Below are 22,565 nucleotides of genomic sequence, written 5' to 3'. Positions count from 1 at the left end.
TGTAAAATAATGTACACATTTTTAGAGTATATTAAAATCCTAGACTAATATGGAGGGATGCATATGGAAAGTAGTAGATTTACCAGACAGACAATTGAAGCAATCGGATATGCAAAAGATGTGGCAATTGACTTGGGAATGGATTACATTGGAACAGAGCATATTTTGGCAGGTATTGCAAAAGTTACAGATGGAGTGGCTGCCAATATTTTATATAATTACAACTTAATGTACAAGGATATTATTAACGCAATCGAAGACGATATGGAAATAAAATCAAGGGTACGTTCAAAAACCAGAGCAAAAAATATAATGCCTTCAAACAGAGCACACGTATTACTTGGCAGAGCTGCTGAGGAAGCTGCAAGTCAGGGGATTCCACAAATAGGAACAGAACATATTCTTTTGGCAATATTAGCTGATCCTGATTGTGAAGCACATTGCATATTAGCAAGCTTCGGCATTAACTTAAAAAAAGTTTGTGTGGATATTCTTAATTTGACAAATAGAGATGCAAACGAAGTTAAAAACTACATTAAGCCTGCAAAGAGGGGCAGAAGTGCAGCTCAGGCAAGTCCCATACCTACTTTGGAAAAGTACGGTAGGGATTTAACAGCCGAGGCAAAGGCGAACAAACTTGATCCTGTAGTTGGACGTGAAAATGAAATAGGAAGAATTATCCAGATATTAAGCCGAAGAACAAAGAACAACCCATGCTTAATTGGTGAACCTGGCGTTGGTAAGACTGCAATTGTTGAGGCCATTGCATGGCGTATTTGTGAAGGAACAGTTCCCAAAACAATGGCTGGCAAAAGAATTTTCAGCCTTGATTTATCAGGAGCAGTAGCTGGTTCCAAATACAGAGGTGAGTTTGAAGAAAGATTAAAAAACATAATTGATGAAGTACAAAATTCAGGAAACATAATTTTATTTATAGATGAAATTCATACAATAGTAGGTGCCGGTGGAGCAGAAGGCTCAATGGATGCGTCAAATATTTTGAAACCTTCATTAACTAAGGGCAATTTGCAGGTGATTGGGGCAACTACAATTTCTGAATTTAGAAAATATTTCGAAAAAGATGCAGCTTTAGAGAGAAGGTTTCAGCCGGTAACAGTTGAGGAACCAACTGAAGAACAGGCCGTGGAAATACTAAAAGGTCTAAAATCTGCTTATGAAGATTTTCATAACGTTACAATCTCAGATGAGGCAATTAGGGCAGCGGTAAAATTATCATCAAGATATATTAACGACAGAAATTTACCTGATAAGGCAATAGATTTAATTGATGAAGCATGTTCAAAAATGCGAATTAGGGAAGTTCCAAAACCAAAGTCTGTAAAAGATAAGGAAATTGATGTTGCAGAACTTAACTTAGAACTTGAAATGTGTGTAAGACATGCTGATTTTAAGAGTGCAACAGAAATAAAGAAGCAGCTGGACAAGGCTCAGAACAAGTTAAACAAGGCAATTGCAAAATGGGAAGGCACAGAAGAAGAGTTTCGCCCTATTATAACAGAAAACTCAATTGAGGAAGTTGTTGCAATGTGGACAGGTATACCGGTAACAAGACTTGAGAAAAATGAGCAGAAGAGACTTCTTGATTTGGAAAAAGTTTTACACAAGAGAATGATAGGGCAGGAAGAAGCCGTAAGTGCAGTTGCTAAGGCTGTAAGAAGAGGTAGAGTAGGACTTAAAAATCCTAACAGACCTATTGGTTCATTCCTTTTCCTAGGGCCTACAGGTGTTGGAAAAACTGAATTGTCTAAAACTTTGGCAGAGGCAGTTTTTGGAACAGAAGACTCAATTATCAGGGTTGATATGTCTGAATACATGGAGAAACATAGTGTGTCAAAATTAATTGGCTCACCACCGGGATATGTTGGATTTGAAGATGGCGGTCAGTTAAGCGATAAGGTTAGACAGAACCCATATTCTGTAGTGCTTTTTGATGAAATAGAAAAGGCACATCCGGATGTATTTAATGTACTTTTACAGGTATTAGATGATGGTCATATTACGGATTCTAAAGGAAGAAAAGTAAGTTTTAAGAATACAATTATCATAATGACAAGTAATGCCGGTGCCAATAGAATAGTAGATCCTAAGCATTTAGGCTTCAGTCAGGGTGATACAGAAAAAGCCGACTACGAAAAGATGAAGGCAAATGTTATGGAAGAAGTTAAGCTAATGTTCAGACCTGAATTCTTAAACAGAATTGATGACATTATTGTATTCCATACATTAAGTGAAAGCGAAGTAAAGAGTATTGTATCATTAATGCTTAAAAATCTTGCAAAGCAGGTTAAAGAACAGATGGATATAGCTTTATCTTTCACGTCATCTCTTAAAACTTATCTTGCAAAAGAAAGTTACGACAAGAAGTTTGGCGCAAGACCACTTAGAAGAATGATTCAGAATAAGGTTGAGGATATGCTTGCTGAGGAGGTACTTGCCGAAAAAGTGAAGGCAGGAGATAAAGTAACTGTTGGCTATAAGAGCAATAAGGTTGCATTCAAAGTAAAAGAGGAGCCTAAGGAAGAATCTAAGAAAGAGTCAGAGAAAAAATCAGAGAAAAAATGGAGGGACTAAAATTCCCTAATTGAATAAAAAAAATCAAGACTATTACACTAGAAAGCTAATGAAAAAATATGGTAAGTGTGATAGAATGATTTTAAGATAAATCGCATCGGCGAATAATTACAGGAGGAAGAAATGGCAATCATTAAGGAATTAATAAAGAAAGAAAGCAATGGAACAATTAGCTTTGGAAATTACGAATTAGATGCAAAGAAGAAGGTGTCAGATTTTGAAGTTTCAGGAGATATGTATAAGGTAAAAACATGGAATGAAATTACCAAATTAGAAAGAAACGGAACATTCGTATATGAATCACTTCCGGGAACAGCAGTAAACGTATTTAAGGAGACTGCTGATGAAGTAAGTTTCTTCGTAGATGGAATGGGACAGACTCAGATTACTTTAGAATTAGAAGCAAACAAGGAATACAAAGTATTTGTTAATGATAAAGATCTTGGAGTTTCAAAGACAGATATTGGTGGAAAGCTTACATTTGATGTAGACTTACAGAAAGGTGTAATGACAACAGTTAAGGTCGTTGCAGCGTAATTAAATATATGATTAAGTAAAGGTCCGTAAGGGCCTTTCTTAATATTCAAAAATAGAATAAGGGGAAGTAAATGGCAAAAGCAGATAAGACAGTATTTTTTTGTAAAGAATGTGGATATGAATCAGCAAAATGGCTAGGTCAGTGTCCTGGATGTAAAGAGGTGGGGACTTTTGTGGAAGAGCCCAAAGGTCCTAAAAATAAAACAATAAGAAGAAATGTAACAAGTTCAATGCCTGTAACAATCAATGAAGTGAAGGCAGATGATGAAGAAAGAATAAGCACAGGTTTTAGTGAATTAGACAGGGTTCTCGGAGGTGGTGTTGTGCCGGGAGGTTTAATTTTAGTTGGTGGTGATCCTGGTATTGGAAAATCAACATTGCTTCTTCAGGTTTGTAGAAATATGTCAGCTTCAGGAAAGAAAATATTATATATTTCTGGAGAAGAATCTTTAAAGCAAATTAAGCTTCGAGCAAACAGAATGGGAGAGTTCAGCAATAATTTAAGTTTGTTATCAGAAACAAGTCTTGATAATATTGAAGCAGTTGTTACGGAAACAAAGCCTGATGCAGTAGTAATTGACTCTATTCAGACAATTTATAGGGAAGATATTAGTTCAGCACCGGGAAGTGTTAGTCAGGTAAGAGAATCAACCAACACATTAATGCAAATAGCAAAAGGGCTGACCATTCCAATTTTTATTGTTGGTCATGTTACAAAAGAAGGTGTAGTGGCTGGACCTAGAGTTTTAGAGCACATGGTGGATACGGTTTTGTATTTTGAAGGAGACAGACATGCTACGTACCGTATTTTACGAGGTGTAAAAAACAGATTCGGCTCAACCAATGAAATTGGTGTTTTTGAAATGAGTGAGGAAGGACTAAGACAGGTTTTAAATCCATCAGAATTTATGCTTGAGGGACGTCCTACTGACGCGTCAGGCTCAGTGGTTGCGTGTTTAATGGAAGGAACAAGACCTATTTTGGTTGAAGTGCAGGCATTGATTAATCATACAGCTTTCGGTATGCCAAGAAGAACAGCAGTTGGAACGGATTATAACAGAGTTAATTTGCTTATGGCAGTTATTGAAAAGAGAATGGGTATACAAATGGGCGACTACGATGCCTATGTTAATGTGGCTGGGGGTATGAAAGTAAATGAGCCGGCAATGGATTTAGCATTGGTAATGGCACTAATTAGTAGTTACAAAAACAGGGCAATAGATCCGGCAACATTAGTGTTTGGAGAAGTAGGTCTTTCGGGAGAAGTTCGTGCAGTATCAAATGTACAACAGAGAGTTATGGAAGCTAAAAAATTGGGCTTCAAACACTGTATACTTCCGGCAGTATCAGTGAAATCTTTAAAAGACGTTGAAGGAATTGAATTAGTAGGCGTAAAAAACATAAAAGAAGCTGGAGAAAATATTTGACATATTAGGTGCGTTATGGTATAAATATACTTGTGCTTAAACGCAATAGGGGCATAGTTCATCGGTAGAATAAGAGTCTCCAAAACTCCAGAGCTGGGTTCGATTCCTAGTGCCCCTGTTATTTATAAAGATATTATTTAGAGTTTCCTTTAAATAATATCTTTTTTTTGTAGCAAAAGCCTGACAAGCGATATCGTGCTTGCACGAAATATCATTTGTCAGGCGTAAGAGCATCGAAAAGCTATGCTTTGAGATATCTGCTGGCTGCAATCGAGTAGGAGCCAGCCTACTCGATTACAATATTGCTTTAAAGAGAAATTAAGAAGTTGAGAGGATTTTAACGGAATAATAAATAAATTGCAATTTATAAATTGCTTATTAGTTGTGAATTAACACAATTGATGAGCAATTTTTTCAGGGCTTTCTATTTTGCCATTTTCTTCCCATTTAATAAATGTATTTAAAATGGCTCCGGCAAAATAGTAGGCTTTGTATAATGAAATTCCGTATTTAGGAACTACTATATTTTCCATATATTCATTAGTGGCGTTGATTAATAGAGAATATAATCCGGCGTTACATAGTGCAACAAAAAAATTAGAATATTTGTCGAAATATATTAGAGCATTTAATATATTTTCGTAGTTTGGAAATGTACTTGAAGTACTTGTATCATAAATATCTATATACCCGGAAATAATTTCGTTAAGGTAATCATTAAGAACTTCGTCTTTTGTGTGATAATATTTATAAAATGTCATTCTTGAAACGCCTGCTTTTACAGCTAAATCTAAAATCTTTATTTTACTATATGATTTTTCTTTCATAAGGGCAACCATTGCCTCGCCTATACACATTCGTGTGAATTTATTTCGTTTTGTGTAATTACTAATAGATAATTTATTCATGATAATTCCTTTCAAAAGTTTACATTTTTGACATTTATGTAAATTGTAGCATAACAAAGATAATAGTACAATAGTATGTAGTAATGAATACTACATCACATATTTTTTGTAAAAAAGATAATATTGCTGTCGAGAGGAGACTAATATGAAATATGCAGTAATCGTGGATTCAAGTTGCGATTTGGTAATAGAAAATAAAACTGAAAATAATATATACATGGATAGAGTTCCACTTAGATTAAGAGTAGGGGAGAGGGAATATGTAGACGATTTTAATTTGGACATTAAATCTTTTATGGAAGACATGAAATCATATCATGGAACAAGTGGGAGTGCAGCACCAAGTCCTGAGGAATGGTATAATGCTTTTAGGCAGGCAGATGAAGTGTTTGCGGTTACTATTTCAGGTGAGTTGTCAGGCAGTTATAGTAGTGCGTCAGTTGGAAAACACATGGCATTAGAAGATGAGCCTGAAAAGAAAATCCACATATTCGATTCGAAGTCAGCAGGAGCCGGCTTAACACTTATTGTAAGAAAGATTCAGGAACTGATCGCAAAAGAAAAATCTTTTGAAGAAATAGTTGAAGCAGTTGAAGAGTATAAAACAAAAATTAAAACATTCTTTATTTTGGAATCAATCGACAATCTTGTAAAAAATGGTCGTGTAAGTGCCTTAAGTGGCAAACTTGCAGGAATGCTTGGCATTAAGATTTTAGGTCAGGGTTCAAGTGAAGGAAAAATCGAGTTGTTAAGAAAAATTAGAGGAAAAGATGCTATTTACAAAAAGACTGTTCAGGATATGCTTGCCAATGGATATAAGGGTGGCAATCTTGTTATAAGTCAGTGCTTTAACAAAGAAAAAGTTCAGTTCTTGTTAGACAATTTACGTGAACACACAGAAGTTGGCAAGGTAGAAACCATGCCAACAAGTGGGTTATGTAGTTTTTATGCTGAAATGGGTGGCATAATTTTAGCCTATGAAATATAAGAGTTTTATAGAATTGAGATAGTGCAATATAAGAATTTTAGAAGATTGGAATAATAGAATATTATAATAAAAAGTACCGACCCTTATTAGGTATGGATATGCTGATTTCAATACATGTTCATATAACTAAGGATCGGTACTTTTATGTAAATTATTTCTTCTGTAATAAAAACAGGCGATTCATGCCTTCCTGCCAAGGATATGGAAATTCCAGATATCTTATGATTTCATAGTGCTTCTCAAAACTTTGTTTCCAGGAGGCAGTGTCTAATTCTCTATAGCGAAGAATACCGTTTTCTTCAAAAAGATTATCTTTAATTTGAGTAAACCCCCACTGCTTCATATCTGTCTTTTCGTAAAATGGATTTAATTTTACAAACATAAGTCCCTTTGGGGCGAGAAGTTTTGTAAGACCTTTAAAAGTCTTTAAGGCAATATCTTTTGGCATAACATCTAGAACGTTTGACAGTATGATTCCGTCAAAAGGTTTGCCGTTATAATTATCAAAATATGAAATATCTCCCATCTCAAAATTAAGGTTAGTGTATTTGTTTACGGTTGCAAATTCTTTGGCAAAATTGATGCCTGTTTCAGATAAATCAATACCAAGACCTGAATCCATGTTTCCAAATTCATAACATTGGAAAAGAACATCCCCTGTACCACAACCAAAATCTAATATGTTTTTGCATTTGCTTGCAAAAATATCCAGACATATATCGAACATTGGCTCAACAGAAAGAGACTTACCTTTTAAATCTATGATTTGGCATTTGGAATAAACATCATTCCACATGTTAATAGACCTGTCGTAATCACGTTCTATTTTTTCGTCAATGTTCTTTTTAGGTTCAGCTTGTTCATATTCATTATTCATCACAAATACCTCTTTTCTAACATTTTCATATATTATTGTAGCATTTGTTTTCTCTTTATGAAATAGGAAGTTATCTGCAAAAAATAATGTATAAAGAACTAATCTGCCAAAAAAAAAAAAAAATATATATATATATATAAAGAAATAATGCATAAAAAACAGCATATAAAAAAGAACCAAGGGAATAACCATAACTAGAAAAAATTCCGGATATAGTTATTGCTGTGGTTCTTTTTTACTTTTATGAAACTATGAATATAGTTACAAAATTGTGTAGTTACTTAACATTTATTATTATTATTATTGAGTAATACACTGGTGTTATTTCAACAATGAAATTGAATGAGAAATTGTGCTTGCTCCGCTACCGGTTGTAGTAGTGTTAGCGTTGTTGCAAATATAAACCTGATTACCATTTCCCATACCACCCTGGATAACCCAGTGCTTGCAGTTGCCATTCCATGACTTAATCCAACTTGTATTCTTTGAACATTTAATACCAACTTCAGTGTTTAAATATTCAACAAGGTCTGATTTAGAATCAAAGCGACCAATATAGACAGCAACGTGTGTTGCCCGGCCGCCTTTACTATAGGCAATGATATCTCCCGCATCTAATGAATCAATATCATTAGTAGAAGTAACAGCAGTGTGGGTTAAACCTGATGATTTAACAGGATATGTAGTGGATTTGACTTTTCCTGATTTCTTATAAGTGCTTTGTTTTAATGAATAATTATAAGAAACTTTTGCGTAGCCGTTTTTCCAACTGTTAGCAGTAGGACTGCCCTGTAATTTGAAATTAGTAACTTCCTTTGAAGTTTTAACTTTTGTGCCAGATGACTCAACATATTTTTTCACTAAAACATTACATGGATAATGTTTGTTTACATTATTGGTAATTAATTTCTTTAACTGTTTATTAAAGTTGATTTTCAGTTTCTTGTAAGATGTCTTGTATTTTACAGGCTTAGAAACTGAAGTATTAGTGTTTGGACTATATGTTTTTATTTTGTAATAATAAGTTGTGTTACTCTTTATACTTTTGTCTGTGTAACTTGTAGTTTTCTTACTTTTAATAGTTTTTACAGGCTTGTAGCCTTTTGATTTTTTTTTGCTTCGGTAAATTTTGTACTTTGAAACATTGACCTTTTTCCAAGTGATTTTGATTCCGGTTTTTGTATCGGAAATGCCTTTAACATAAGTTTTAGGGGCAAAGGTGTCATACGTATTAGTTGTAGTATTTTCATTAGTGGTTGCTTCAATGTTTGTGAGAGTTGTTACTCCATCAGTATGGCTTGTAGCCGTTACATTTTCGTTAATTAAAATATTTGTATTATTAGAATTGTCATTTGCTTTTGTAATTACACATGTCATAAGAACTAACGACATTGTTAGTGATGGTATGATATGCATTTTTCTGCTCATATTAATTCCTAACCTTCTTTCTTAAATGAATTAGCCATATACTAACACATACTTGTTACAAAATCAAGACAAATATTACAAAAATATTACAAACAAGAAAGAAAATGTTACAATTTGGCGGAAAATAAAGAAAATATAGGCTTAAAAATTATATAGGTAGGCTTTTAAACTCACATAAATTCTCCCATAATATTAAAAATAACCACATAAAAAAACTAAATTATGATATAATAAAACAAGAATTTGGTACGGATAAAAGACAAAATATACAATATGTAAGGTTTATATACAATTGACGTAAATTGGAACTTGTATATAAAAAAGAGACAGACTATTATAAAATTTATAAGGTAACTTTAGGAGGAGTATAAGCGAAGGATTTTTAGAAAGGAAGGGATAAGTATGATAAAGGAAACTATTGATGCTGTACGAGTAGCTGAGATGGAAGCGGAGAAGCAGATTCAGGTGGCAAAGGATAACGCAGCAGGAAGGAAAGCAGAATTAGATTCAATGAAGGCACAACTTAGAAAAGAAAAGTTGACGAAAGCACAGGAAGAAGCTAAGAAGGCAATGGATGAAGTAGTTTCAGAATGCAAAAACTATGATTTGGAAATGGACAAGGAAATCCAAATGAAGGTAATGGAACTTAGAGATTTGGCAAAAGAAAGGAAGGACAACGCAATTAAAGCAGTAATACAGGCATTGGCTTAAAAGTTAGGAGGTATTATGGCAGTTTTAGAAATGCGCAAAATAAACATTTGTGCTTTAAAAAAGGATAGAAAGAAAATTCTTGAATTTTTACAGAGAAAAGGCTGTCTGGAAATACATGAAACTGAAAATAAAGACTCTGTTTTTCAAAAAGTAAATACAGCAACACAGATTTCAATTTTTCAAAGGAATGCGGCATTAGCGGAAAATGCACTTAACATTCTTGAAAAATTCTATCCGGAAAAAACATCAATGTTTTCAAGTTTAGAAGGAAAGAAAGAAATTGGAATAAGTGAATTTAAGAAGTCTACTGAGAATCAACAGGAAATAATGAGTGTGGCAAAAGATATTATTCAGTTAAATAAAGCGGTAGATGAAAAGATTGCTGAAAAAGCAAGACGTTATGACGAAATAGAAGCCCTTAAGCCATGGGCAGAACTTGATGTTCCAATGAATTATAAAGGAACAAAGAAAACAGGATTTTTACTTGGAACTATTTTAGGAACTTATACGGAGAATCAACTGATTAACAGATTAGAGAGCTTGGAGGAACTGCCAAAGTCCACGTACGCTCAGATTTTTAGTTCAGATAAGTTTCAAACTTATATAGCAGTAGTATTTCTGAAACAGGACGAAGAAAAAACGGAGAAGGCACTTAGGGGGGTGGGCTTTAACAGACCACCTATTATGACCAGCCATCTTCCAAAAGAATCGGTAAAAAAGAGAGAAAAAGTTATTACTATTCTTGATAATGAAATACAGGAAATCAAAAATAAAATAAAAGAATATAGTGAAAGAAGAATTGAACTAAAGGAAATTTCAGATTATTACACAATCAGAGCCGAAAAATATAGAGCTTTGGGAGAAATTCTTCAAACAAAACATACATTTTTTGTTACAGGTTTTATTCCAAAGAAAGAGATTGAAAGTTTAAGAATGAACTTGGAAAATGACTACACTGTGGCAATAGATGTGGAAGCACCAAAGGATAACGAAGATGTACCTGTTCTTTTATCTAACAGTAAAACAGCAGGAGCAGTTGAAGGAGTTGTAACTTCTTTTGGTTATCCAACAAAAACAGAAATTGATCCAACATTAATTACGGCATTTTTCTATTATTTCTTTTTTGGAATAATGTTAAGTGATGCAGCTTACGGCTTGCTTATGTTTCTTGGTTGTTTATGGGCGCTTAAAAAGTTTCCTAACATGGAAGAATCCATGGGGAAAACATTACGAATGTTTAAGAACTGTGGAATTTCAACTTTAATATGGGGCATACTTTTTGGTGGATATTTTGGTGATGCAATAACTGTTATTGGTAGCACCTTCTTTGGTGTAAAAATAACAATACCCGCATTGTGGTTTACTCCTATAGAGCAACCAATGAGAATGTTGATTTATTGCATGATTTTCGGAATTATACATTTGTTTGTTGGCCTTGGAATTAAAGGCTACATGATGCTAAAACAAAAAGATGTTATGTCATTTGTATGTGACGTAGTGCTTTGGTATGTATTTTTAATAGGCTTAATTTTATTGTTAGTGCCAACATCAATTTTTGCATCTCTTGCAGGAACAACAATAGTATTTCCGGCTTGGGCTAATATGCTGGCAAAGGTTATGGCTATTGGTGGCATGGTTGGAATACTTTTAATGGCAGGAAGAAGGGCAAAGAACCCTGTTAAGAGATTACTACTTGGAGCATATAGTCTTTATGATACAACAAGCTGGCTTAGTGATTTGTTATCGTACTCAAGACTTTTGGCTTTGGGACTTGCGACAGGTGTAATTGCACAGGTTATTAATACAATGGCAGCCATGGGCGGCAAGTCGGTAGTTGGTGTGATAATGTTTATTGTTATTTTCATTATTGGTCATACATTTAATATGGCAATTAATTTATTAGGTGCTTATGTTCATACAAACAGACTTCAGTATGTGGAATTTTTCGGAAAATTCTTTGAAGGTGGAAGTAGAGAGTTTAAGCCATTTAAGGAAAATACAAAATACGTGAAAGTAAAGGAGAATTAGTTATGGGAGAATTTTTTAATAATTTAGGTTTATTTTATGCTTTATTAGGAGCGGCTCTTGCAGTGCTAATGGCAGGTATGGGCTCAGCAATTGGAGTAGGTACGGCAGGTCAGGCTGCCTCAGGCGTTATGACAGAAGATCCATCAAAGTTTGCTAAAGTATTAGTAATGCAGTTACTACCTGGTACTCAGGGACTTTATGGTTTGTTAATCGGCTTCGTAACTTTATCAAAAATCGGAATTATCGGTGGAAATGCAGTAAGTATTTCAGCGTTACAGGGACTTGAAATTTTGGCAGCATGTTTACCAATTGCAATTGTTGGTCTTGTTTCTGGAAAACATCAGGGCAAAACAGCAGCCGCTAGTATTGGTATTATAGCAAAAAGACCGGAACAGTTTGCAAAGGCAATGCTTTTCCCTGCAATGGTTGAAACTTATGCAATTCTTGCATTACTTATTTCATTCCTTGCAATTAACGGTATCGCATTATAAAAATTACACATTAACATATTAGAGTAAATGGGAGAAGTGTATGAGTGGATTGAATAATATTATAAAAGAAATCCAGGCAAGTGCTAAAGAAGAAGCAGATGCTATTTTAAAAGAAGCAGATGATTTCTGTAATGCACAGATGGAAGAGGCAAAAATTGAGATTGAAAAAGAAATTAAGGGATTTGAAAAAAAATCTCTTGCCTCAAGAAAGCTATACAAAGAAAAAACAAAATCTTCTGCCGGTTTTAGAGAAAGAAATGCAATTCTAAATAATAAACAAAAATGTATAAACGATGTAATCGAAAGTGCAATTTGCAAAATAGAAAATTTAGACGCAACAGAATATTTTGATTTTCTTGAAAAGTTATTTAATAAAAATGTGCAAAGTGGCACGGGTGTAATGTACATTAGCACAAGCGACAAAGACAGAATGCCTGAAGATTTTGTTAAGAAAATAGAGAAGATAGCAAAAGAAAAAAATGGCAGTATTACCATTGAAGATAGCAGGGACAATGTAGAAAACGGCTTTGTTCTTGTTTACGGAGACATTGAAGAAAACTGTCAGATTAAAGCTTTGTTTAATGGTCAGCTAGACAGGTTAAAAGACATAGCTAACAGAGAACTATTTGGATAGGAGAAAATATATTAGGAGGAAACACTATGGAAATGGATTATACCTACGGTGTTGCAAGAATACGAGCCCTTGAAAGTAGTTTGTTTGGCAATGACACCATACAGGCTTTGTTGAATTTGGAAACCTATGACCAGTGCATGACATTTTTGAGAGACAAAGGTTGGGGAGAAGGTCATTTAGATGAAACTTTGGAACATATGCTTAATGAAGAATCAGAGAAGACAAAAAGAGTTTTGGATGATTTGGTAAAAGATGAAAAAGTAGTTTCCATACTGACAATCAAGGATGAGTTCCACAATTTAAAGGCAGCAATAAAACAGGTTTGCACAGAAGATGAAACGGAAAATATTTTTATGGCAGGCTGTAAGATTGAACCTGAATTCTTAAAGGATGTAATCCGTCAGGGAGAATACGGCAAACTACCTGATAACATGGCAGGAGTTGCAAAAGAAGCAACGGAGATTCTTTTAAAATCAGGCAACGGTCAGTTGTGTGATGTGTTAATTGATAAGGCAACTTTAGAGGCTATAAAAAAGGCTGGCAATGAGTCTGATAATCAGTTAATTAGAAAATACGCAGATTCTCAGGTAACAATTGCTAATATCAAAATTGCCGTAAGATGTGCAGCAACAGGAAAGGACAGCGAGTTTGTAAAAAAATGCCTTGTTCCATGTAACGGAGTAAGCATAACTGATTTAATAAAAGCAGTTGACGGTGGCCTTGAAGGTGTTCTTGAATACTTGGAAAATTCAGGCTTTGGAGATCTTGCTATAGCACTAAAAAAATCAAAATCAGTTTTCGAATGTTGGTGCGATAACAAAATTATTGAAGATATAAAAAGTGAAAAATATAATTCTTTTTCCGTTGGTCCAATAGTTGCGTATGTTATTGCAAGAGAAAATGAAATTAAAACAGTGAAAATTATCATGTCAGGAAAGTTAAACGGTTTTGACAATGACTTTATAAAAGAAAGGGTAAGGGAAATGTATGCTTAAAGTAGCAGTAATGGGCGATTACGATAGTATATATGGTTTTCAGGCATTGGGGCTTGATATTTACCCGGTGGATGAAAAGGCAAAGGCGGAAGCAATACTTAAAAAGCTGGCAAATGGAAACTATCCGATAATATATATTACTGAATCGCTGGCGGAAGAAATAAAAAGTGAAATTGAAAAATTTAGTGAATTAGTTACTCCGGCAATTATTTTAATTCCGGGAGTTAAAGGCAACACAGGCGCAGGAGTTAAAGGAGTTAAGGATTCGGTAGAAAAGGCAATTGGCTCAGATATTGTTTTTGGAAAATAATATTTGAACCGGAAAGGACAGAATATGGAATATAGCAAGGGAGTAATCAGAAAAGTGGCAGGTCCATTGGTTATTGCTGATGGAATGCGTGATGCCAATATGTTTGATGTGGTTCGTGTTAGTGACAAAGAACTAATTGGTGAAATTATAGAAATGCATGGTGATCAGGCGTCAATACAGGTTTATGAAGAAACAGCAGGGCTTGGTCCCGGTGAACCTGTAGTTTCAACAGGAGCGCCTATGTCTGTAGAATTGGGACCCGGACTAATTGGAAGTATATATGATGGTATACAAAGACCGTTAGATGACATTATGAAAGTGTCGGGTAGCCTATTAGAAAGAGGAGTTCAGGTACCATCTCTTAAACGTGAATTGAAATGGGATTTTGAAGCAACTGCAAAGGTTGGAGATGTAGTTGAAGAAGGGGATATTTTAGGTACAGTAAAAGAAACTCCTGTGGTTACACAGAAAATAATGGTTCCATACGGAGTGAAAGGTGAAGTAACAAGCATAAAGTCAGGAAATTATTTTGTTACAGATGTAGTTGCCACAATTAAAACTGAAAAAGGTGAGCAGGAAATCACATTAATGCAAAAATGGCCTGTACGAAAGGGACGTCCTTACAAGGAAAAGAAAAATCCTAACAAGCCATTAATTACAGGACAGAGAGTTGTTGATACATTATTTCCTATAGCAAGAGGTGGTGTGGCAGCAGTTCCCGGACCTTTTGGTAGTGGTAAAACAGTAATCCAGCATCAGCTGGCAAAATGGGCAGAGGCAGACATTGTAGTTTACATTGGTTGCGGTGAGCGTGGAAATGAAATGACTGACGTACTTAATGAATTTCCTGAGTTAAAAGATCCAAAAACAGGCGAATCGTTAATGGAGCGCACAGTTTTAATTGCAAACACATCTGATATGCCTGTAGCGGCAAGAGAGGCTTCAATTTATACAGGTATAACAATTGCAGAATATTTTAGAGATATGGGATATTCAGTAGCCCTTATGGCTGATTCAACTTCAAGATGGGCAGAGGCTCTTCGTGAAATGTCAGGCCGACTTGAAGAAATGCCCGGTGAGGAAGGCTATCCTGCATACTTAGGAAGTAGACTTGCACAGTTTTATGAAAGAGCAGGTGACGTTGTAACACTTGGAAAAGAAGGCAGAGACGGAGCCTTGTCAGTTATTGGAGCCGTATCACCTCCAGGTGGTGATATTTCAGAACCGGTATCACAGGCTACACTTCGTATTGTAAAAGTATTCTGGGGACTTGATTCAGCCTTGGCTTACAAGAGACATTTCCCGGCAATTAACTGGCTTACAAGTTATTCACTTTATATTGACAGTATTGGTTCATGGTTTACGGAAAATGTTGATAAGGACTGGCTTATTTTAAGACAAAAGTTAATGACTTTACTTCAGGAAGAAGCAGAGTTGGAAGAAATAGTAAAAATGGTAGGTATGGATGCCTTGTCTGCACCTGACCGTTTGAAAATGGAAGCTGCCCGTTCCATAAGAGAGGATTATTTACATCAGAACTCGTTCCATGAAGTTGACACTTATACATCTTTGGAAAAACAGAACATGATGATGAAATTGGTTATGGGATTTTATGAGGAGGCAATGGATGCACTAAACAAAGGTGCAAATATAAATGACCTTATAAAAATGCCTGTAAGAGAAGCCATTGGTCGTTTTAAATATACACACGAAGATAATATTGAGAGTGAATTTGACAGAATTAATAATCAGTTATCTCTTGAAATCGCAAATGCTTTAAGTAAGGAGGAAGACTAATATGCCAAAGGAATATAGAACTATTCAGGAAGTTGCCGGCCCTTTAATGTTAGTTAGAGATGTTGAAGGGGTAACCTATGACGAATTAGGTGAAATTGAACTTGCAAACGGTGAAACCCGTCGTTGTAAAGTATTGGAAGTAAATGGAACTAACGCATTAGTTCAGTTGTTTGAAGCTTCTACAGGTATTAATCTTTCTAACAGTAAAGTAAGATTTCTTGGACGAAGCATGGAACTTGGAGTTTCAATGGATATGCTTGGTCGAGTATTTGACGGACTTGGAAATCCAATAGATAAAGGACCGGACATTCTACCTGATGAAAGAAAAGACATTAATGGTATTGCAATGAATCCGGCAGCAAGAAATTATCCGTCAGAATTTATTCAGACAGGTATTTCTGCAATTGATGGTTTGAACACATTGGTTAGAGGACAGAAACTACCAATTTTTTCAGCCTCAGGTTTGCCACATGCTAACCTGGCAGCGCAGATTGCAAAACAGGCAAAAGTTATAGGAACAGATGAACCTTTCGCAGTAGTATTCGCAGCAGTTGGTATTACATTTGAAGAGTCAAATTATTTTGTAAACAGCTTTAAGGAAACAGGGGCAATTGACAGAACAGTAATGTTTATGAACCTGGCAAATGATCCGGCAGTTGAGCGTATTGCCACACCAAGAATGGCACTAACAGCAGCCGAATACTTAGCCTTTGAAAAAGACATGCATGTTCTTGTAATAATAACAGATATTACAAACTACGCTGATGCCTTAAGAGAAGTTTCAGCAGCAAGAAAAGAAGTTCCGGGACGTAGAGGTTATCCGGGATACATGTACACTGACCTGGCAACTTTATATGAACGCGCAGGAAGAAGAAAAGGCTCAAACGGTAGTATAACAATGATACCCATTTTAACAATGCCAGAAGATGACAAGACTCATCCAATCCCTGACTTAACAGGATATATCACAGAAGGTCAGATTATTTTAAGCAGAGAATTATATAGAAAAGGCATTACACCACCAATTGATGTTTTACCATCTCTATCAAGATTAAAAGACAAAGGTATCGGCGAAGGAAAAACAAGAGAAGATCACAGCAACGTAATGAACCAGTTATTCTCAGCTTATGCAAGAGGAAAAGATGCCAAAGAACTAATGACAATCTTAGGCGAGGCAGCTTTATCCGACATAGACTTAATATATGCCAAGTTTGCAGATGAGTTCGAGAAAAAATATGTATCACAAGGCTACGATACCAACAGAACCATAATAGAAACAATGGACATAGGTTGGGAACTATTATCAATGCTACCAAAATCAGAACTAAAACGAATAGACGACAAATATTTAGAAAAATACTACAAAGGCAACAAATAGAGAATGTAGAATAAAATCCAATCAAATCATATAGCAATGATATTAAAAAGTATAAGCATGATTATTTTAAAACCAAATTAAATAGTTACGTTCAACAATATATTTTCAAGCAATATTCAAATTTAAAAGAAAGTGCTTGGAACCCGTCGGTTCATCAAGGCAGCGAAGTCGGCTTGATAGAACCGCTACGAGGTGGAAGCAGCGGGAGCGTGCTTTCGTTAAATTGAATATCGCTTGAAAAGGAATGTTGAATGAAGTAGTGGATTTTAAAGCGAGGTAGAGTATGGCAGGAACAAGAGTGAATCCAACCCGTATGGAACTAACAAAACAAAAAAAGAAACTTTTGTCAGCCACAAGAGGCCATAAACTTTTAAAAGATAAACGAGACGAACTTGTCCGTCAGTTTATGGATTTAATAAAAGAAAACATGGACTTAAGATTAAAGGTTGAAAAAGGATTAAAAGCTGCTAATATGGAATTTGCGGTAGCAAGAGCGGGCATGAGTGAACAGGTGTTAAACACCGCATTAATGGCTACTGGGAAAACTTTAGAAATAAAGCAGCAGTTTAAAAACGTTATGAGTGTCGAAATTCCTGAATTTCAGACAAAAAATGATATTAAGGGAAATGACATTTACTCTTACGGATATGCTTTTACAGCAGGAGACTTAGACGATGCAGTATATTCATTATCTTCTGTGTTTGAAGATATGTTAAAACTTGCTCAGGTAGAAAAATCCTGTCAGCTAATGGCATCAGAAATAGAAAAAACGAGAAGAAGGGTAAATGCGCTTGAGCATGTAATAATTCCTGAAGCTTTGGACAATATAAAATATATAACAATGAAATTAGATGAAAATGAACGAAGCACACAAATTCGTCTAATGAAAGTTAAAGATATGATGATTGAAGAAAATATTCAAGAAAAGAAAATCATGGATAATGTTGCATTTGCAACATACAAAAAATAGAAAAATGTTATACTTTTCTTTGTAAGGTTAAGGTAGTAATACCAGGGTTTAATCATCAGACAAAGTACAAATCTATGAAAGAGGCAGTAGGAGGCATATTATGAAGATTTTATTTTATGATGCAAAGAAGTATGACAAAGAGTCTTTTGACAAGGTAGCCGGAGAATATAAGAACATAGAAATAGAATACACAGATTCAGATATTTCGGAGGCAACTGCAAAATATGCAAAAGGGTTTGAAGGAGTTTGTGCATTTGTAAATTCTAATTTAAGTGAAAATGTTATAAAAGCTTTGGCTGAAAATGGGGTTAAGTTGATTCTCCTAAGATGTGCAGGCTTTAATAATGTGGATATTAAGGCATGTAATCAGGTGGGTATAACAGTTTTTAGAGTGCCGGGATATTCGCCGGAGGCAATTGCTGAACACGCAATGGCTTTAGCTCTTGCATGTAACAGACATATTCATAAGGCATACATTAAGGTAAGAGAGAATAATTTTAGTCTGGTAGGATTAACAGGTGTTAATTTCCATAACAAGACAGCAGGTATAATCGGTACAGGAAAAATAGGCGCAGCAATGTGTCGTATATGCAAAGGTTTTGGCATGAAAGTTATTGCTTATGACATATATGAAAACCCTGACCTTGATTTTGTTGAGTATGTAACATTGGACGAACTGTTAGAGAGAAGTGATTTGATATCCCTTCACTGTCCTTTAACAGATGATTCTTACCATATGATAAACAAAAAGACAATTAAGAAAATGAAAAATAATGTTGTTTTAGTAAACACATCAAGAGGAGCCTTAATTGATACAGAAGACTTAATAAAGGGAATAAGAGAGCATAAATTCCACAGCATAGGTTTGGATGTTTATGAGGAGGAAACGGACAATGTATTTGAAAACAGAGAAGATGATATTTTAGAGTCATCAATTACTTCAAGATTATTGTCTTTCCCAAATGTAATTGTAACTTCTCATCAGGCATTCCTAACAGATGAAGCATTAGAGGCAATTAGTTACACAACAATGGAGAATGCAAAATCTTTTATGGAAGGCAATTTAATTGAAAGTAACATTGTAAAATAACATACACTTATGAAGAACCGGAGACGAGGATTAGCACTGTTTATTAAAAACAGAGCATCTGAAATCGCCGGTTTTTTATATTTAGATAAGGTACATTTTTTTTAGAAAAGGGTATCGTTTTTTAGACAATAATGAAAAAAACATTTTTATATGTTACTCTCTTTTTACGAAAGGGTTTTAGATTTTAGGAGGCATATAATGAGAAAAATAGTTTTGTTAGCAGCTTCAATGGTTGCAACACTTGCAATGTGTGTTGGTGTTTCAGCAGCAGACTCTGTACCATCAGATGTTAACTTAAATAATTTTAAGCTATCATGGTCAGATGAATTTGATGGAACTTCATTAAATGATGCTTATTGGACACCACAAATTGGTAACGGTATAGAATATGGAAACCGTGGCTGGGGAAACAATGAAAAAGAATACTACAAGGCAGAAAATGTTTCTGTCTCTAATGGAACTATGAAAATCAAAGCGCAAACTGAAAAAACAAAAGCTAATGGAACCACATACAATTGGACATCGGCTAGAATTACGGGAACAGGAAAAGTTAATATTGGATTAGGGTATGTTGAAGCAAAAATAAAGATTCCATCATCAAAGGGAATTTGGCCGGCATTTTGGATGCTTGGAACTAATGGCAAGAAATGGCCTGCATGTGGTGAAATTGACATAATGGAAGCTTTCAATACAAGATCAGATATTCAAAGTACAATTCATTATCCAAAATGGAATGGAGCTGATCAGTACATTTACACAAACAAAAATGTTGATAACAAAACAGAATGGCATACATATGGATGTTACAGAGATGGAAAGATTTGTGCTTTCTACATTGATGGTCAGTTGTTAAGTGTATATGGCACATGGACAGACAGGTATGTAAGAATAACAGATTTCAACGAAACATTCTCAACAGCAGATTTAAATACTGGCACTTATGCAGGACGGAGAAGTGTTTTAAATGACGATTACTATTTATTGTTTAACGTAGCTTGTGGAGGTAATCTTGCACAGGGAAATCCGCCTTATGATACAAGCTGGAACAGAACAATGGAAGTCGATTATGTAAGATACTACAAAGAAAAAAGTCCTGCAGAAATTGCCGCAGAAAAGAAAAAACAGGAAGAAGCAGACAAAAAGGCAAAAGAGCAGGCTGCAGCAGAGAAAGCTGCAAAGGCAAAACCTGCAAAGGCTTCAATTTCAATAAAAAATGTTAAAGGCAAAAAAGTTAAGGTAACAATCAAGAAAGTTAAAACTGCAAAGGGTTATATTGTTCGTACATGTGACAATAAGAAATTCCAGGGTTATGTAGATAAAAAGACAACAAAGACAAAAGTTACACTTAAAGGTTTTAGAAAAAAAGAAACATGCTATGTAAAGGTTAGAGCGTACAAGGTTTACAAGGGCAAGAAAATTTACGGCGCATGGTCAAAAGCAAAGAAGGTAAAGATTAAAAAATAAACCTTTTTCAGCTTAAAAGTTAATAATTGTATAAAAAGTAAATTTGAGTAAATCATAGAGAACTGCTACTAAGACATTTGAAAAATGTTTGGTGGTAGTTCTTTTTTTTTACATTCAAATATGGTAAAATGAGAAATTGATATAGGAGGCATAAAAATGGAAGAGAATAAGAACATTGAACAGACAAATATTCCAAAAGACTTGGAGAAGAACCTATGGACATATGGTAGCCCTATTATTTTTCAGGAAGGAAAAATAACTCCGGAGGTAGATGAAGAATCAGTTTCTTTGACTTTGACATTTGCAAATATATTTCAGGAAACGATCAAAGAAATTAATTTAAGACTGATTGTTACAAATGAAAAAGGCGAAGAGGAAACAATAAATCAAAGTTATACTGATTTAGCTTTAGGTTATTTACAGTCAAAAGGAAATGATATATTAATTAAGCTTAACAAAAATACAAAGGATATTAAAATACAGATTGACAGAATTATTTTTGAAAACGGTGGCGTTTGGTCAAAGGAAGAATCTGTATGGGAAAGCACAGGCGAGATTGATAATTTAGATATTTTTGCAAAAGCAAAACTTAAAGATTATGAAGACAATTATGTTATAGCAAAAGAAGATTTGGCAAAAGAAGACTACATTAACATGGGAAACGGCATTGAAATTCTAAAACGTATTTCATGGTATAAGGATTCAGCTAAGATTTTAAAAACATCTGAACAGAAATATCTTTTGTTAAAGAATGCAGAAGAAAGACGTCAGAGTGTGGAAAAGAAGAAAGCCCACAGAAGAAAATCTGTAAAGAAAAAATATGTCATTACAGGTGTAGTGGTTGTAGCAATTTTAGCGGCAGTAGGCGGTGGCTTTGCAGTATTTTCAGTACCTAATAACAAATACAAGGCAGCAAAGAAATTACTTGATAACAAGAAGTACGAACAGGCAGCTAAGTCATTTTCTGATTTGGATGGATTCTTAAAGAGTGAAGGATATTTGGCAGAGGCTTATTATAACTTAGGTCTTAAGGCTTTAGATTCAAAAGATGAAACCAAGGCAGAAGAATATTTTACAAAAAGTTATAAGACAGACAAGAGTTCAGAATACGGTAAAATGGCAGGAGCTTTTGTAGATTACTATGATGGAAATAAGGCACTTGAAAGCAAAGATTACGACAAGGCAATGAAGTTATTCCAGAATAGTGCCAATGTGGCATCAGATTTTACATTAGTAAATAAGGCAAGTGCCGGCATGGCAAAAGTATATTACTTAAAGCAGGATTATACTACCGCATGGAATACTATTAAGAATGTTTATGCAAAGGACAAGTCATACGCTAGTGAATATGGAACTTATGGTTATGCGTATGCCAAAACCTTAATTAATAATGGTAAGTCAGAGGAAGGTTTAAAACTTTACAACAGTATTTCAAAATTCACAAATGGAGCTAACTTAAGTGACTCAACTTATGCTCAGGCTGTGAAACTTGGAGAGAGTGGTAAGTATGACGAAGCTATGACAATGCTTAATTCAATTAAAGGCAATAACAAGAAGGCCGCAACTCTTTATAACCAAATGAAGAAGTTTAAACACAAAGTAAGATTTTGGACAGGAACATGGAAACATACAGGTACGGTAAATGGTGAGAAGAAGATTTTCAAAATTTATATTTCAACTGTATTGTTTAAAGGAGAACCTTGCTTAAGAATTAAGGATCAGAATAATAAGACATTAGGATATGATACTGTAATTAGTAGCAAAAATAAGGTTACACAGATAACAATAGGAACATACCAGTTACATTTCAAACTTAAGAAATACCATAACCAGAAAAATAATTATGTTTTAAAGGGTGGCAAGAAAATGTTAAGACAGCTTAGATATGGTGGTGTAACATACGAGACAAAGTTTAAAAAACTGGCAAAATAAAAAGTTCC

The 22,565-nt window shown here is 34.7% G+C and carries 19 protein-coding genes and 1 tRNA gene; 17 read left to right on the top strand and 3 right to left on the bottom strand.

Annotated features, from left to right (window positions below):
• The first annotated feature begins 63 nt into the window (after window positions 1–63).
• The 4 genes from DW006_RS00785 (at window position 64) to DW006_RS00770 (ending at window position 4,674) form a co-directional block, all read left to right on the top strand.
• The gene (locus tag DW006_RS00785) at window positions 64–2,592 is read left to right on the top strand and encodes an ATP-dependent Clp protease ATP-binding subunit (RefSeq protein ID WP_117998601.1); all 2,529 of its coding nucleotides are present in this window, start codon (window positions 64–66) and stop codon (window positions 2,590–2,592) included.
• 123 nt (window positions 2,593–2,715) lie between these two features.
• Complete coding sequence (locus tag DW006_RS00780; RefSeq protein WP_022165531.1) at window positions 2,716–3,129, top strand: hypothetical protein; 414 nt, start codon at window positions 2,716–2,718, stop codon at window positions 3,127–3,129.
• 71 nt (window positions 3,130–3,200) lie between these two features.
• On the top strand, window positions 3,201–4,556 hold the full coding sequence (radA, locus tag DW006_RS00775; RefSeq protein WP_117998600.1) for a DNA repair protein RadA: 1,356 nt from the start codon (window positions 3,201–3,203) through the stop codon (window positions 4,554–4,556).
• A gap of 47 nt (window positions 4,557–4,603) precedes the next feature.
• Window positions 4,604–4,674 (top strand) — tRNA-Trp (locus DW006_RS00770).
• 271 nt (window positions 4,675–4,945) lie between these two features.
• On the opposite strand, the gene DW006_RS00765 is transcribed toward DW006_RS00770, so the two are convergent.
• Window positions 4,946–5,464, bottom strand: a complete 519-nt coding sequence (locus DW006_RS00765) for a TetR/AcrR family transcriptional regulator (protein WP_117998599.1) — start codon at window positions 5,462–5,464, stop codon at window positions 4,946–4,948.
• 145 nt (window positions 5,465–5,609) lie between these two features.
• On the opposite strand from DW006_RS00765, the gene DW006_RS00760 reads away from it, so the two are divergent.
• Window positions 5,610–6,452, top strand: coding sequence for a DegV family protein (locus DW006_RS00760; protein ID WP_117998598.1), 843 nt, complete (start codon window positions 5,610–5,612; stop codon window positions 6,450–6,452).
• 151 nt (window positions 6,453–6,603) lie between these two features.
• Here the strand turns inward: DW006_RS00760 and DW006_RS00755 are convergent, their stop codons facing one another.
• Both DW006_RS00755 and DW006_RS00750 read right to left on the bottom strand, forming a co-directional pair.
• Entirely contained in the window at window positions 6,604–7,329 is a 726-nt protein-coding gene (locus DW006_RS00755) for a class I SAM-dependent methyltransferase (RefSeq protein WP_158561028.1), read from the bottom strand.
• A 321-nt stretch (window positions 7,330–7,650) separates the two neighbouring features.
• On the bottom strand, window positions 7,651–8,757 hold the full coding sequence (locus DW006_RS00750; protein WP_117998596.1) for a fibronectin type III domain-containing protein: 1,107 nt from the start codon (window positions 8,755–8,757) through the stop codon (window positions 7,651–7,653).
• 402 nt (window positions 8,758–9,159) lie between these two features.
• On the opposite strand from DW006_RS00750, the gene DW006_RS00745 reads away from it, so the two are divergent.
• From DW006_RS00745 to DW006_RS00690, 12 genes are all read left to right on the top strand, one after another.
• Window positions 9,160–9,468, top strand: a complete 309-nt coding sequence (locus DW006_RS00745) for a hypothetical protein (RefSeq protein WP_117998595.1) — start codon at window positions 9,160–9,162, stop codon at window positions 9,466–9,468.
• Between the two features lie 15 nt (window positions 9,469–9,483).
• Entirely contained in the window at window positions 9,484–11,496 is a 2,013-nt protein-coding gene (locus tag DW006_RS00740; protein WP_117998593.1) for a V-type ATP synthase subunit I, read from the top strand.
• A gap of 2 nt (window positions 11,497–11,498) precedes the next feature.
• The gene (locus DW006_RS00735) at window positions 11,499–11,987 is read left to right on the top strand and encodes a V-type ATP synthase subunit K (protein WP_022165521.1); all 489 of its coding nucleotides are present in this window, start codon (window positions 11,499–11,501) and stop codon (window positions 11,985–11,987) included.
• Window positions 11,988–12,027: 40 nt separating this feature from the next.
• Window positions 12,028–12,621 carry a V-type ATP synthase subunit E gene (locus DW006_RS00730; protein WP_117998591.1) on the top strand — a complete coding sequence of 198 codons (594 nt, stop codon included), beginning with the start codon at window positions 12,028–12,030 and terminating at the stop codon, window positions 12,619–12,621.
• A gap of 26 nt (window positions 12,622–12,647) precedes the next feature.
• Window positions 12,648–13,616 (top strand): V-type ATPase subunit, encoded by a 969-nt coding sequence (locus tag DW006_RS00725; RefSeq protein ID WP_117998589.1) that lies wholly within the window; start codon window positions 12,648–12,650, stop codon window positions 13,614–13,616.
• Window positions 13,609–13,926: a V-type ATP synthase subunit F gene (locus tag DW006_RS00720; RefSeq protein WP_022165518.1), complete on the top strand. Its 318-nt coding sequence runs from the start codon at window positions 13,609–13,611 to the stop codon at window positions 13,924–13,926. The genes DW006_RS00725 and DW006_RS00720 overlap by 8 nt, the downstream gene beginning before the upstream one ends.
• 24 nt (window positions 13,927–13,950) lie before the next feature.
• Entirely contained in the window at window positions 13,951–15,723 is a 1,773-nt protein-coding gene (locus DW006_RS00715; RefSeq protein ID WP_117998587.1) for a V-type ATP synthase subunit A, read from the top strand.
• A 1-nt stretch (window position 15,724) separates the two neighbouring features.
• A complete protein-coding gene (locus tag DW006_RS00710) occupies window positions 15,725–17,101 on the top strand; it encodes a V-type ATP synthase subunit B (protein WP_117998584.1) in 1,377 nt (458 codons plus the stop codon).
• 283 nt (window positions 17,102–17,384) lie between these two features.
• Window positions 17,385–18,071: a V-type ATP synthase subunit D gene (locus tag DW006_RS00705; RefSeq protein ID WP_117998580.1), complete on the top strand. Its 687-nt coding sequence runs from the start codon at window positions 17,385–17,387 to the stop codon at window positions 18,069–18,071.
• A 100-nt stretch (window positions 18,072–18,171) separates the two neighbouring features.
• Window positions 18,172–19,161 (top strand): 2-hydroxyacid dehydrogenase, encoded by a 990-nt coding sequence (locus DW006_RS00700; RefSeq protein ID WP_117998577.1) that lies wholly within the window; start codon window positions 18,172–18,174, stop codon window positions 19,159–19,161.
• Window positions 19,162–19,359: 198 nt separating this feature from the next.
• The gene (locus DW006_RS00695; protein WP_158561027.1) at window positions 19,360–20,625 is read left to right on the top strand and encodes a glycoside hydrolase family 16 protein; all 1,266 of its coding nucleotides are present in this window, start codon (window positions 19,360–19,362) and stop codon (window positions 20,623–20,625) included.
• A gap of 156 nt (window positions 20,626–20,781) precedes the next feature.
• On the top strand, window positions 20,782–22,557 hold the full coding sequence (locus tag DW006_RS00690; RefSeq protein WP_117998571.1) for a tetratricopeptide repeat protein: 1,776 nt from the start codon (window positions 20,782–20,784) through the stop codon (window positions 22,555–22,557).
• The last annotated feature ends 8 nt before the right edge of the window (window positions 22,558–22,565 follow it).

Source organism: Eubacterium sp. AF36-5BH, from assembly GCF_003460505.1.
Taxonomy (GTDB): Bacteria; Bacillota; Clostridia; order Lachnospirales; family Lachnospiraceae; genus Eubacterium_G.
This window is presented reverse-complemented; position numbering and strand designations above follow the sequence as displayed.